General features: G+C 55.7%; 12 protein-coding genes and 1 riboswitch. Of the genes, 5 read left to right on the top strand and 7 right to left on the bottom strand.

Annotated features, from left to right (window positions below; all coding sequences use genetic code 11):
• The first annotated feature begins 9 nt into the window (after positions 1-9).
• Entirely contained in the window at positions 10-1,035 is a 1,026-nt protein-coding gene (gene dmpG / locus BMX91_RS04345; protein WP_092050302.1) for a 4-hydroxy-2-oxovalerate aldolase, read from the top strand.
• Positions 1,036-1,213: 178 nt separating this feature from the next.
• Here dmpG and BMX91_RS04340 read toward each other — a convergent pair whose 3' ends face one another.
• From BMX91_RS04340 to BMX91_RS04310, 7 genes are all read right to left on the bottom strand, one after another.
• A complete protein-coding gene (locus BMX91_RS04340) occupies positions 1,214-2,416 on the bottom strand; it encodes a M20 family metallopeptidase (RefSeq protein WP_092050300.1) in 1,203 nt (400 codons plus the stop codon).
• 21 nt (positions 2,417-2,437) lie between these two features.
• On the bottom strand, positions 2,438-3,304 hold the full coding sequence (locus tag BMX91_RS04335) for a MetQ/NlpA family ABC transporter substrate-binding protein (RefSeq protein WP_092050298.1): 867 nt from the start codon (positions 3,302-3,304) through the stop codon (positions 2,438-2,440).
• A gap of 49 nt (positions 3,305-3,353) precedes the next feature.
• Positions 3,354-4,016, bottom strand: coding sequence for a methionine ABC transporter permease (locus tag BMX91_RS04330; RefSeq protein ID WP_092050296.1), 663 nt, complete (start codon positions 4,014-4,016; stop codon positions 3,354-3,356).
• On the bottom strand, positions 4,006-5,031 hold the full coding sequence (locus tag BMX91_RS04325) for a methionine ABC transporter ATP-binding protein (RefSeq protein ID WP_092050294.1): 1,026 nt from the start codon (positions 5,029-5,031) through the stop codon (positions 4,006-4,008). The genes BMX91_RS04330 and BMX91_RS04325 overlap by 11 nt, the downstream gene beginning before the upstream one ends.
• An 84-nt stretch (positions 5,032-5,115) precedes the next feature.
• Positions 5,116-5,229: riboswitch (SAM riboswitch) on the bottom strand.
• 455 nt (positions 5,230-5,684) lie between these two features.
• Positions 5,685-6,386 (bottom strand): ABC transporter permease, encoded by a 702-nt coding sequence (locus BMX91_RS04320; protein ID WP_322787444.1) that lies wholly within the window; start codon positions 6,384-6,386, stop codon positions 5,685-5,687.
• The gene (locus tag BMX91_RS04315) at positions 6,386-7,231 is read right to left on the bottom strand and encodes an ABC transporter ATP-binding protein (RefSeq protein ID WP_092050792.1); all 846 of its coding nucleotides are present in this window, start codon (positions 7,229-7,231) and stop codon (positions 6,386-6,388) included. Before BMX91_RS04315 ends, BMX91_RS04320 begins: the two co-directional genes overlap by 1 nt.
• A gap of 155 nt (positions 7,232-7,386) precedes the next feature.
• Positions 7,387-8,442, bottom strand: a complete 1,056-nt coding sequence (locus tag BMX91_RS04310; protein ID WP_092050290.1) for a LytTR family transcriptional regulator DNA-binding domain-containing protein — start codon at positions 8,440-8,442, stop codon at positions 7,387-7,389.
• 647 nt (positions 8,443-9,089) lie between these two features.
• Here BMX91_RS04310 and BMX91_RS04300 point away from each other — a divergent pair.
• From BMX91_RS04300 to BMX91_RS04285, 4 genes are all read left to right on the top strand, one after another.
• The gene (locus tag BMX91_RS04300; protein ID WP_092050286.1) at positions 9,090-10,271 is read left to right on the top strand and encodes an acetyl-CoA C-acetyltransferase; all 1,182 of its coding nucleotides are present in this window, start codon (positions 9,090-9,092) and stop codon (positions 10,269-10,271) included.
• Between the two features lie 144 nt (positions 10,272-10,415).
• Positions 10,416-11,657, top strand: coding sequence for an acyl-CoA dehydrogenase family protein (locus BMX91_RS04295; protein WP_092050284.1), 1,242 nt, complete (start codon positions 10,416-10,418; stop codon positions 11,655-11,657).
• Between the two features lie 233 nt (positions 11,658-11,890).
• Positions 11,891-12,634 carry a 2-phosphosulfolactate phosphatase gene (locus tag BMX91_RS04290; RefSeq protein ID WP_177168265.1) on the top strand — a complete coding sequence of 248 codons (744 nt, stop codon included), beginning with the start codon at positions 11,891-11,893 and terminating at the stop codon, positions 12,632-12,634.
• The gene (locus tag BMX91_RS04285) at positions 12,631-13,662 is read left to right on the top strand and encodes a phosphotransferase family protein (RefSeq protein WP_092050280.1); all 1,032 of its coding nucleotides are present in this window, start codon (positions 12,631-12,633) and stop codon (positions 13,660-13,662) included. Before BMX91_RS04290 ends, BMX91_RS04285 begins: the two co-directional genes overlap by 4 nt.
• Positions 13,663-13,905: the final 243 nt, after the last annotated feature.

Raw genomic sequence — 13,905 nt, 5'->3', positions numbered from 1 at the left:
GAACGGACCATGACAAAACAAAGAGACATTCTATTGACTGAAGTCGCCCTGCGGGACGGCAGCCACGCCATCGCCCACCAGTTCACGGTCGACCAGGTCCTTGACGTGACGAAAGCACTGAATGACGCAAACGTTCCATACATCGAAGTCTCTCACGGAGACGGCCTAGCCGGTTCGTCCGTGCAGTACGGCCTATCCAAAACGAATGAAATGGAACTGATCGAAGCCGCGGCTTCCGTTGCCGACAAGTCCAAGATCGCAGTGCTGCTCCTGCCGGGCATCGGCACGCTCAATGAATTGAAGGAAGCGGCCGGCCTCGGTGCTAAAATGGCACGCATCGCGACACACGTCACTGAAGCGGACGTGTCCCCGCAGCACATTGCCTATGCGAAGGAACTTGGCATGGAAACAGTCGGCTTCCTCATGATGGCGCATATGGCACCGGTCGAAAAACTGGTCGAACAGGCCAAGCTGATGGAAAGCTACGGCGCGGACACTGTCTATGTCGTCGACTCGGCAGGCTACCTGCTTCCGGATCAGGTCCGCGAACGGGTCCGCGCGCTTAAGCAGTCCATCGGTGTCAACGTCGGCTTCCACGCCCACAACAACCTGTCTCTTGCCATGGCCAACACGCTTGCGGCGATTGAGGAAGGCGCGACACGCATTGACGGCAGCGTCCGCTGCCTCGGCGCCGGCGCGGGCAATACCCAGACGGAAGTACTCGTCGCTGTCCTCGAGCGGATGGGCATCGAAACAGGCGTCGATCTGTACAAGATGATGGACTTGGCCGAAGACATCGTCGCGCCGATCCTCCAGAGCCCTCAGGAAATCACAAAAGACAGCCTGACACTTGGTTATGCCGGTGTCTACTCCAGCTTCGCGCTCCACGCCAAGCGGGCCGCCAAGAAGTTTGACATTGATTCCCGGGACATTCTGATTGAACTCGGAAAGCGCAGAGTCGTCGGCGGCCAGGAAGACATGATTGTCGATGTTGCTGCGGAAATTGCTGCAAAGAAAGAGAAAGTGCTCAGCTAAAAAGGAATGACCCCGCCTACCTCCAGCATTGGAGACGGCGGGGTTTTTAAGTGAGGGGAGGGAATGACGAAACTGCGCCGCCGAATGACGAAACCGCAGCCATGAATGACGAAACCACCCCAAATCGAAAAAACCCCCCGCCACGGCCAAAGCCGCAACGGAGGGAATCAAATCAATCTTATTCACCTTTAGCCGCAAGCGCCCGCTCAAACTCAACCTTAATTTTCTGGAGCAGCAGCTCTTCCGTGAGCAGGCGGTAGCCCGCCGCAGCAAGGGCTTTGGCGCCGCGGATGAGGGCTTCGTCGCCGACCGGGGAGGCGGCGGCTTCGCGGAACTCATTGGTATGCCCAATCAGGTCGTCCGGTCCGATCTTGATGTGCGGGTGGGCGGTCGGAACAGCATAGCTGATGTTGCCGGCGTCGGTGGAGCCTTTGCCGGAACGCTTTTCATCGATGACGTGCTCGCCGACGGCCGACAGTTCCTGGCCGATCGTTTCATCGAGAACGCGGTTCAGGACAAAGTCACGGACTTCATTCTGGAACCGTTCGATCTTGACCGTGGCGCCGGTCGCGAGGGCTGCGCCTTCAGCGACGGCACGCACTTTTGCCGCGACTTCCTCGGTCCGCGACCAAGTTTCCGCACGGATATAGAAGCGGGCGGAGGCATAGTCCGGAATGATATTCGGTGCATCGCCGCCGTGCGTAATGATTCCGTGAATCCGGACATCTTTCGGCAGCTGCTGGCGGAGTGCGTTAATGCCGTTGAACAGGCCGATGACAGCGTCCAGCGCGTTGATGCCTTTTTCCGGAGAACCGGAGGCGTGCGCGGAGCGGCCATAGAAGTGGAAATCAAGCGGATCGACTGCGAGCGTTTCGCCGGTCGGAGCCGTCTTACCGCCCGGGTGGATCATCATGGCGACATCGACATCCTCCAGGAACCCGTGGCGGACAAAGCTTCCTTTCGCGCTGCCGTTCGGGCCGCCTTCTTCGGCCGGAGTGCCCAATACGACCACCCGTCCGCCGGTTTCATCCAATCGTTCCCCGAGGGCTATTCCTGCTGCGACACTCATCGTTCCGATGATGTTGTGTCCGCAGGCGTGGCCGAGTCCCGGAAGCGCATCGTATTCCGCCAGGTAAGCGACAGTCGGGCCTTCTTTCCCGCTATCCTTCACGGCATGGAATGCCGTTTCGTGGCCGGCGACATTCCGCTTAACCGTGAATCCGGCTTCCTCAAGCAGCGCGGACAGCAGGCCGCTCGCGTACACTTCCTCATTCCCGATTTCCGGGCGGGCATGGATGTCATGGCTTACTCCAATATAGCGCTCTCGATTCTCTTCGATTGATCCCCAAATCTTCCCTCTCGCATCCTGTGCAACGGTCATTCCGGATCCCTCCACTCAAGATTACTTTTTCAGTTCTTCAAATGCCTTGTCCAGCTCTTCCTGGCTGAGTTCGACGAGGATGGATCCGTCATTCGTGTCTTCTTTGACAGCCTCGGCAATGTCTTCTTCCTGGTAAAGCTCTGCGATGCGCTTGTACGTTTCATTATCCTTGTCCTCACCGCGTGCCGCGATGATGTTGACGTAAGGGTGGACGTTTTCGTCGGTTTCATCTTCCACGAAGATGGCATCTTCCTTAGGGGAGAAGCCGGCCTGTCCGGCCACGCCGTTGTTGATGACCGAAGCGGCGACGTCAGGCAGGACGCGCGGCGTCTGCTGGGCAGTCATCGGCAAGATATCGAGGTTCAGTTTGTTATCCGCAATCTTGGACGGGTCACCGAACATGCCAAAGTCGTCAGCAAGTGTAATAAGTCCGGCGCTTTCAAGTAGAAGAAGTGCGCGTGCCTGGTTGGACGGGTCATCTGGGATGGCAATTTTGTCGCCTTCCTTCAGCTCGGAGACGTCAGAGATTTTCTCGGAATACAGACCCATCGGTGCGAACATCGTGGAGCCGATCGGAATGATGTCGTTGCCGCTTTCAGTGACATACTGGCCGAGGAACGCGATGTGCTGGAAGGCGTTCAGTTGGATGTCCCCTTGGGCAAGGGCGTTGTTCGGAAGCGTGTAGTCGGCGAACTCGATCAGTTTGATTTCGATGCCTTCTTTTGCTGCCTTTTCCTGCAGGATCGGCCATTGTGCGCCGTCCGCACCGTTGACGCCGATCTTCACTTTGACGGTATCGCCGCCGCTTTCTTCAGCACTTCCGCCGCCGCATGCCGCAAGGGCAAGGGAGGCAATGAGGGCAATTGCCAGAATCCGAATTTTCTTCATGGTGTTCATTCTCCTTTTGGTTTAAATGTTAGTGTTGTTTCCGCAAAGCTTATCGCCGCATGATTTTCCTTGAGAGTGTGTTCCCGAGCCATTGTGCCAGCTGCACGAGGACGATCAGGATCAGCACGGTGACGATCATGACGCTGGCGTCAAAGCGCTGGTAACCGTAGGTCATGGCGATGTGTCCGAGGCCTCCGCCGCCGACTGTTCCGGCAACTGCCGAGAAGTCGATCAGTGTGACCGTGACGAACGTCAGTCCGAGGACGAGCGGTCCGAGGGCTTCCGGAATCAGGACCGTGAAGATGATCCGGAGCGGGCTTGCGCCCATCGCCTGTGCAGCTTCGATGACACCGGGGTCGATGCTGACGAGGTTGTTCTCGACGACCCGGGCAATTGTAAAGCTTGCGACGATCGTCATCGGGAAGATCGCGGCCGCCGTTCCGATCGTCGTGCCGACCACGAGCCGTGTCACTTGCGAGATGGCGACGAGGAAGATGATGAACGGCACCGGCCGGATGATGTTGATCACGATATTCAATAGGTTAAAGAGGAATTTATTCTCCAGAATATTGTTCTGGCGGGTCACAAACAGGAGGAGCCCCATGATGATGCCGAGAATCGATCCGAAAATGAGTGTGGCGATGACCATGGTGATCGTCTGGCCGGTCGCTTCGACGATGCGCGGCCAGAAGGATGTCCAATCAACGTTCAATTTCCTGCACCTCCTCGATGTCTGTCAGCGTTGCAATTTCCTTGATGGCGGCTTCGACGTCCGCCGGATCGCCGAGGAACGAGACAATCAGATTGCCGAACAGCCGCTCCTCAAGCTCCCGGACGGATCCGTACACGATGTTGAACGTAATCCCGTGTTTTGCCGTAACCGTCGAAAGTACCGGCTCGTTCGCGACAGGCCCTTTGAACTGCAGGCGGTACAAACTGCCGCCGCCCGATTCCCGCCACTCGGCGAGGACATTCGGGGAAGGGAGGTCCTGCTGGACGGAGCGGATGAACCGCTTGGTCGTTGCGTGCTGCGGGTCCGTGAACACTTCGAATACGCCGCCGGACTCGATCACTTCACCGTTCTCCATGACGGCGACCTTCGTGCAGACCGACTGGATCACTTCCATCTCATGGGTGATCAGAAGGATCGTGATGCCGAACTCCCGGTTGACTTGTCTCAGGAGACGCAGCACATCTGCCGTCGTATCCGGGTCAAGCGCGGATGTCGCCTCATCACAGATCAGGATGTCCGGGTTGGTTGCGAGCGCCCGCGCGATTCCGACGCGCTGCTTTTGCCCGCCCGACAGCTGATCCGGATAATCCTTCGCTTTGTCCGCAAGGCCGACGAAGCGGAGAAGCTCTTCCACACGGGTGTTGATCTCATGCTTCGGGGTGCCGGCAAGCTTCAGCGGATATGCAATGTTACCGGCCACCGTCCGCGAATTGAACAAGTTGAAGTTCTGGAAAATCATTCCGATGTTCCTGCGCTGTTTTCTCAGCTCTTTGGCTGACAGGGACGTGACATTCACGCCCTGGATTTCGATCGAGCCCTCACTCGGCCGCTCCAGCAGGTTCACCAGCCGCAGCAGCGTACTTTTTCCGGCGCCGCTGAAGCCGATAATTCCGTAGATGTCGCCCTGCTCGACTTTCAGCGACACATCCTTTACCGCGTGTACTTCACGCTTTCCAAGCCGGAATGTCTTGGAGACTTGTTTAAATTCAATCATCCGGCGTACCTCCTGTTGTTATCAGAAATGAAAAAATCCTCTTGATCTCATAAAGAGAAAAAGAGGACCGGGTAGGCCATCTTTTTCTCATCTTCCAGATGCACCAGGCATCTGCAGGAATTAGCACGGTGCCTCCACTGAGTGGGGTCCGCTGCCGAGACGTCCTAGGGCCTGTCCCTCGGTCTCTCTTGATAAGAAAAGATGTGCATATTCGATTAGTGCAAGAATTGAAACTAACTTTACTGGGATAAAGTAAGGAAGTCAATGACTTGCAAAAAGTATTTTTATTCTGATTAATTGTGAATATAATGGAAGCGTTTGCGACTCGTTGTGGCGTATGGGGAGTGGAGTTTGCAGGACCATTACGTGAAAAATAGAGGACGGCATATTTAGTGGGTGAAAAGCATGAAAAGCTTCCGGCATGGCGGAAGCTTTCAACTGGAAGTATAGAGCGGGAGGTTTCGTCATTCCCCCGCTTAATTTCGTCATTCCCCATCTAAATCTCGTCATTTGTATCCTGGAAATTTGCGAATGACGAAACCGGAGGTGTGAATGACGAGATTGCCGTCTCGAATGACGCAACTTTCATCCCGAATGACGAGATTGAGCTCATAATAAAACCCCGGCACTCACATGCCGGGGCTTACACTCTATCAGTCCATCCGTCGTTTCCGGTACACAATCACAGTCGCTGCGACTGACACCGCAGCCCATACAGTGAGGATTAGGAACGATTCACCGACGTCAGCACCGCTCTCCAATCCAACCCAGATGTTCATAAGCAGTTCATTCGGGAGGTAATCCATCACTGTCAAAATCGCTTCATTCGTAATCATCGATTTGAACATCGAAGACATTCCGAAGATCAGCATGACGGGCATGCCGATGATGCTTGTTTCCATAACTGTTCGGGAAAGCAGTCCGAGCAGCGTGCCGATTGCGAGGAAGATGACGAGTGCGATGACAATGCTAAGCGCAAACAGGGGGAGGGAAGGGACACTGAATTCAGCGAGCCAGATGCAGCCGGCCACGACTACCAGTGTCATGACTCCGCTCAGCAGGCTTTTCCCGATAAACACTTCTGCCACGCTTGCCGGGGACAGCAACAACCCGCGCAATGTATTCTTTTCCTTTTCTTCCGCAACCATCGCTGCCTGGACAAAGGCGCCGGCGATGACCAGGGCGAAGACAATCGGGAAGGAAATCATTTCTGCGCTGTCCGCGCCGATCCGCCCGAGCCAGGCTGCGAAGAAGAGGGGCAGGGCCAGTGTGAACAGGACGTATGAGTTGCGCTGAAGGTCTTTCCAGTCTTTCACGAAAATCGCGTTGACACGCTTCATCGAAAATGTGGTCATCATAGGTTCCTCCCGGTCAGTTGTACGAACAGGTCGCCGAGTGTCGGCTCATTCGAGTGGATTGTAAGCAAATTGCCGCTTGCCATGTAGCCGGCGATTGCTGCGGCTCCGGATTCATTTGGCTCGACGGTGACAGTTGTCTTGTCTTTTAGTAAAAGAGAAATCGTCGGACTTCCGGACATCGTCCGCAGGTTTTGCGGGGTATCGAACAGCTTGATCTCCCCATCATGGAGAAAGGCGACCCGGTCGCAAAGTGCTTCCGCTTCATCCATATCATGTGTGGTCAAAAAGATCGTCGTGCCTTCCCGGTTCAGCTCGCGGAGCCCTTCATGGATATGCTTGGTCGTCGTCGGGTCAAGCGCTGACGTCGGCTCATCGAGGAACAGGAGGGCCGGCTTGTGAAGGATGGCCCGGGCGAGTGTGACGCGCTGCTTCATCCCTTTGGAAAGCTTTTTCACGGGTGTCTTTTCTTCGCCGAGAAGGCTCACCATCTCCAGCACTTCGCGGACCCGCTCTTTTCCGACGTCATACAGATCCGCATAAAGCGCCAGGTTGTCCTGGACGGTCAGCCGGTCGTACAGTCCGCTGTTATCGGTCAGGATGCCGATCTTCTTCATGCGTGCAGGGTCTTTTAATAGGTGGACCGGCTCTCCAAATACCCGGACATCGCCTGCGGTCGCCGCGAGCTGCGCTGTCAGGATCTTGATCGTCGTCGTCTTGCCCGATCCGCTCGGTCCGAGAAATCCGATTGTCTCTCCCTTGCGGACCCTGAAGTCCACATCTTTCAGTGCGAGTTTGTCTCCGAATGATTTGGCGAGGCTGTTGACCTCAATGATGTGCTCCATCATGATCGCTCCTTTTCTGCCGTTCGTTTTCTTGACTCCACCTTACCGCGCCACTTTAAAGAACGCAGTAATATCAAGGTGAAAGGAGCTTCCGGCACGGTGAATGGAGCAAATAGCAGGTGAATGGAGCGCTAATATTAGTGCTGACAGAACGGTCAGATGCCGAGGAACGTCTTCAGTTCTGCGTACTTGCCCTTGGAGAGGGGGACGGTGCTTTTATTGGGGTCCTCCAGAATCAGGCTGTAGCTGTTGCGCGTCCACGTGATGACTTCGCGCACACGCTGGAGGTTCACAATATAAGACCGGTGGCAGCGGAAAAACCCGAACGGCTGGAGCCGCGTTTCGAGGTCCGCCATCTTGATCGCACACGGGAACGTCTCGCCCTGGACATGCAGCTGCGAGACGCCTTCCACGCTTTCCACGAATACAATCTCCGTCGGATCGAATAAAATCAGCTTTTCGTTCACCTTCGCGGGGATTTTGTTGAACTGAAGCTGTGGTGATGGAGTGTCACCTTCAGTCTCCGGTACCGTTTCTTCGACAGGAACAGAATCCTCTAAAATCTCTTCCTCCTCCGCAACCTCAAACAATTTCAGTCCGCCTGCATTAAGCCGGTAGACGGTATCTCCCATCGTGACCGCATTTTCCAGATTGCTCGTCGTCAGCAGTACCGCGCCGCCGCCCGCCGTAAACTCCGCCAGCACCCGCTGCAGGATGATCCGGCTCTCGACGTCGAGATTCTGTTCCGGCTCCTGCAAAATCAGAAGATCCGGTTTATGTACGAGCGCCCGTGCCAGCTGCACGCGGCGTTTTTCGGAATACGACAGCTTCGAGATCCGGGTCCGTCCGCGCTCTTCCAGCCCGACCTGCCGGAGCAAGTCTTCAACTGTCGCCCCGGTATTATGCAGGTTGCGGAACAGCCGCAGCTGCTCAGACGGGGTCAGTCTTTCATAAAGGGCATCATCCAGCAGCACCACCCCGATGCGCGAGGCCAGATTCCGGAACTGCCGTCCGACCAACTCTCCGCCAAACCGTACCTCCCCGTGGGAAGCGGGGGCCATTCCCGTCACCATCCCGATCAGCTGCAGCCCGGCCTCGTGCTCACACTGCACAGCCGTCACGGCGCCCGACTCCACACTCAAATCAAAGCGGGGAAACACCACCTGATTCCCCGCCATTTTCTCCACCTGATGAAATTCCAAAATCCCCAAGATGCCTGCCTCCCGATGTCTGATTGTTGTTAATCTTAGTGTAAAGAATGCAAAGGCAACGGGCAATAGAGGGTCTGGATGATTACGAGGGTAATATTAGGCCGATTAAAAACAGGAAATGAAGAAGATGTGGTGACGGAAGGGCTGGCATCGTGATAATGATGTCATCACATTTATTTGAACCATGCCCTAATAATTCTTAGACCTAATTATTAATAGTTTGGACAACGTTTAGAAACTCTCTTTACACTCTACGCTTGAAGCGTATAATAAGGAACGATGAATAATAATCAGACAATTTAATGAATTTTCATGGAACATCCCAACCTTTGAGTAAAACCTACCAAGTTTCGGACTACATTTGTAAGCCCTTACAAAATGTCTGCTCGGACAAATTGGGGATAGCCATGAGCAAAGCGAGTTGTAAGCAACAAGAGAAGAGAGGTCGGGGGTTTCAGAACTCTGACATCAAGATCATCCGGATGATCCTTCTCGGGGCAATGAACTGGGTCCAGACCTGATACCGGAAAGACGGATTGATCAGCGTGGACGAATTGAAAGATCTATATGCGCAATACCTGATGAAGCTCCTGAAGTAAGGAACTTCGCAAGGACAACACATAGAGAAATCTGGAGGAGATGGAGAAATGACTGAAGTTTATCTGATTGATGGTGCACGCACGGCTTTCGGCGCATTCGGAGGATCATTCGCCAACACGCCGGCCGATGAGCTCGGGAGGGTGACGGCAATCGAAGCCATGAAGCGCTCCAATGTCGTCCCTGAAGACATCGACCATGTCATCTACGGAAACGTCATCCACACGTCGACGAACGCCTCCTACCTGTCGCGGCACATCGGACTCAAGGCGGGCATCCCGCAGGAAGTACCGGCGCTGAACGTGAACCGGCTCTGCGGTTCCGGAACGCAGTCGATCGTATCCGGCACGCAGATGATCAAGCTCGGCGACGCGGGAATCGTGCTTGCCGGCGGAGCGGAGAACATGTCGATGTCGCCATACGCGAGCTTCAAGGCCCGGTTCAGCCAGCCGAAGATGGGCGGCATGCAGTTCGACGACATGCTGCTGTCGACGCTGACCGACGAATACACCGGAAACGGCATGGGGATGACGGCGGAAAAGCTGTCTGAAATCCACGGCATCAGCCGCGAGGAGCAGGACGAGTTCGCTGTACTCAGCAACAGCCGCGCAGCAGCCGCCCGCGAGTCGGGCCGATTCGCTGAAGAGATTGTCGGCGTGGAAGTGAAGACGAGAAAAGACTCCAACACAATCACCGAAGACGAACATATCAAGCCGGAAGCAAGTAGAGAAACCCTCGCCAGGCTCCGCCCTTCTTTCAAAAAAGACGGGACGGTCACTGCGGGGAACGCCAGCGGCATTAACGACGGAGCGGCGAGTGTCGTCATCGCAGGGGAAGATGCGGTCAACAAGCACAACCTCCAGCCGACAGCCCGGATCGTCAGCTACGCCATCACGGGCGTCGATCCGACCATCATGGGAATCGGCCCGGTGCCGGCCATCTGCGAGGCGCTCCGCCGCGCTGGCCTGACGCTCGGCCAGATGGACCTGGTCGAAGTTAACGAAGCATTCGCCGCACAATACCTCGCCGTCGAGAAGGAACTCGGCCTGGAGCGGGAGCGGACGAATGTGAACGGCGGTGCGATTGCACTCGGCCACCCGGTCGGTGTCAGCGGCACCCGGATCGTCTTGTCTCTTGCCTACGAGCTGAAAAAGCGCAACGGCCGCTACGGCGTCGCGAGCCTCTGCATCGGAGGCGGCCAGGGGATTGCGTTAGTCATCGAATCTGTCTAATCAGTTGAACGGAATGATCAAGATCAGGTTCAGGATGTTTAAAGACTACGCGGCTTCTGAGTTGATTGTATTCCTGGATGAACTGCGGCGGAACGCCTCCGGTAAAATCCTGAAGACAGCCATGAAAAACAAAGGAGGATCATCATGCTAAAAGAACTATCCCCAAAAGCGCAAAAAATCAAAGACCAGCTTATCCAATTCATGGACGACCATGTCTACAAAAACGAGGCGGTATACGAACAACAGCTGAACAACGCGGAAAACCGCTGGATCGTCCCGCCGGTCATCGAGGAACTCAAAGAAAAAGCCAAAGCGGAAGGCCTATGGAACTTGTTCATCGACAACGAGGAGTTCGGCCACGGAATGACCAACTACGAATACGCCCATCTGTGCGAGATCATGGGCCGTTCCCTGATCGCACCGGAAATCTTCAACTGCAACGCGCCGGACACCGGCAACATGGAAGTGTTCATGAAGTACGGTACCGAAAAGCAGAAGGAAAAGTGGCTTAAGCCGTTGCTTGAAGGCGAGATCCGCTCCGTCTTCTCGATGACCGAGATTGAAGTCGCTTCCTCTGACGCGACGAACATCCAGGCATCGATCACTCGTGACGGCAACGAATACGTCATCAACGGCAAGAAATGGTGGTCGTCGGGCGCGATGGACCCGCGCTGCAAGGTTGCGATCGTCATGGGCAAGTCCGATCCGGAAGCGGAAACGTACCGCCAGCAGTCGATGATCATCGTACCGTTCGACGCGCCGGGTGTCGAGGTCAAGAGGTACCTGCCGGTGTTCGGCTATGACCATGCCCCGCACGGCCATGCGGAAGTGCACTATAACAATGTCCGTGTCCCGGCGTCGAACATCCTTCTTGGCGAAGGCCGCGGATTTGAAATCGCACAGGGACGCCTCGGACCGGGCCGGATCCACCACTGCATGCGGGCGATCGGTGCCGCTGAACGCGCGCTGGAACTTATGATTGAACGTGCGGATGGCCGTGAGACGTTCGGCTCCCGCAACATCGATAAAGCCGTTATCCGCGAACAGATCGCGGAAAGCCGGATCGAGATTGACTCGGCGCGACTCCTCACTCTTTCTGCTGCACACAAGATGGACACCGAAGGCAACAAGGCAGCACGCAAGGAGATCTCCATGACCAAAATCGCGGCGCCGAGGATGTGCCTGAACGTCATCGACCGCGCCATCCAGCTGTTCGGCGGCGCCGGCGTATCGGACGATACCGTCCTTGCCGCGCACTGGGCCAATGCCCGAACACTCCGGATTGTCGACGGTCCTGACCAGGTCCACCTCCGTGACATCGCCAAGCTGGAAATCCGCGAACAGCTAAACGAAAGGACGCCCAAGGAAAAGGAGCCCGTGCGATGAAGGGCCTGACGAAATAGGGACTGGACATCGGTATAAAGAGGTTGAGGTTTATGCAGCGGCGGGCAAGCTACCCACGAGTCAGGCAAGTTGGCGAGCCGGAGACTCCCCGGAAGCTGTTGCTGAGGGTTGAAGAATATTTATGACAGTAAAGAGGAAAACCCAACCTTCGTCGTGGAGTACAATCCGTCCGAGGAAGAGCAGATCATCAATCAGGCCGTGAAATGAGGCATTCCATGAGAAAAATCCATGTGGTTCCGCAAAAGGAAACCATTGATCCCGAGAAAATTACCGATTGTGTGGCGGTGGTCTACGACGTGTTCCTGGCCACTTCCACGATCCTGTTTTTGCTGGAAAAGAATTATGGGCCGGTCACGGCGGTGGAGAATGAGGCGGCGGCGCGGGCATTCAGTGCTTCCGCCCATACGCCTGCCGTCATGATCGGAGAATCTGACGGAGATCCAATTGAGGATTTCCTTTATCCGGATCCCCAGCAGATCGGTCCTGCCGAAAGCGGTGAACGGGCGGTGTTTTCTTCGACCAACGGCACGAGGGCGCTCGAGAAGGCGAAAGGGGCAAAGGAGCTCCTGATCGGATCGCTCCTGAACGGGCGCTCGCTCGCTGCCTATATTGCTGAGGAAACGAAAAGCGACTCAATCGTCATCGTCGCTGCCGGCAATGCCGGCCGGCTTTCGGTAGAGGACATGGTCGGCGGAGGGCATCTGATCGATGAACTGCTGAGGCTTGACGAATTCGAGCTTTCGGATGCGGCCGTCATCGCGCACCGGTTATATATAGAGTCAGCCAGTGCTAATCACCGGGATCTCCTGGATGTCGAGACGTTCCACCTGCTAGAGGCAAAAGGCTTTCCTGATGCAGCGGAATACGTGATCCGTCACAAGGACCGGGTGCCGATGATTGCGAAGTATTCGGAAGAAGAAAGAGGGATCGTGAAACTACGAAAAGGGGTGTTTCCATGACCGTTCAAACATTCTATATCAACTGGGAGCCGCTGGAGCAGCTGCTGAGGGACAAGATCGATCTTCCGGAGGAGCCGCTCCGCTACGAGAAATTCTCCGAGGGCTACTCGAACATGACTTATCTCCTGAAAGTGGGGGACTGGGAAGGCGTCATGCGCCGTCCGCCGGGTGGTCCGCTTCCGCCGCGCGCTCACGACATGGAGCGGGAATTCACGCTGCTCCAGAAAATCAACCCGTTGTTCCACTACGCGCCGAAGCCGTACCTGCTCCATGAAGACGAAGCGATCATGGACAAACATTTTTATGTGATGGAGAAAAAGGAGGGAGTCGTCGTCGACGAGACCTTCCCGGAGCGATGGGGCAGCTCTGAAACGGTCGGACCCAAACTGTCGCGCAACCTGATCGGCACGCTCATCGAACTGCAGCAGGTGGACTATAAAAAGGCCGGTCTCGAAAAGATGGGCAAGCCGGAAGGGTTCATGGAGCGGCAGGTCAACGGCTGGATCCGGCGCTATGACGCCGCCAAAACAGAAGATATCCGCGGCATCGCCGAACTGGAGGACTGGCTCAAGCAGGCCGTCCCCCTTAACCCGGAAACGACGATCGTCCATAACGACTTTAAGCTGAACAACATCGTTATTGATGCGGATGATCCGTCAAAAACATCGGGTGTCCTCGACTGGGAACTCGCCACGATCGGCGACCCGCTCAGCGATATCGGTTCATCGCTTGCCTACTGGGGAAGCGCCCAGGACCGCGACCTGGGTATCAACTCAATCTCGAGCCTGCCCGGGTTTTATTCCAGAAGGGAATTCACGGAAGAATACGCGAAAAAGAGCGGCCGCGACATGACCCATATCGACTTCTACCTGGCGTTCGGCTTTTACAAGCTGGCAGTCATCCTCCAGCAGATCTACAAACGCTGGGCGGACGGCACGGTGGAAGACGAGCGGTTCGGAACATTGAACGGGGCGGTCAGGAACCTGATTGAGATAGGTCACGATGCCCGGGCGGGAAAACTGCTGTAACCGCGATCGGATCTGAATTCAACTATGGGCCGTTTGTGCCACGGGGCTTGTCGGCCAGATCATCAGCGTCGACGGCGGATGGTCGGCAAGATAAGTGAGGATTAGAGAAGCTCCCGGCTGCGGCCGGGAGCTTTTGTCTGCGTTAAGATTAGGCTTTGTAAAGGTTAATGTTAGGGTGTTTATCGCGACTATCGAAACGCCGGTTTCGTCATTCATCCGTTCAATTTCGTCATTCGTCCCTTC

This window comes from Bhargavaea ginsengi, from assembly GCF_900109165.1.
Taxonomy (GTDB): domain Bacteria; phylum Bacillota; class Bacilli; order Bacillales_A; family Planococcaceae; genus Bhargavaea; species Bhargavaea ginsengi.
This window is presented reverse-complemented; position numbering and strand designations above follow the sequence as displayed.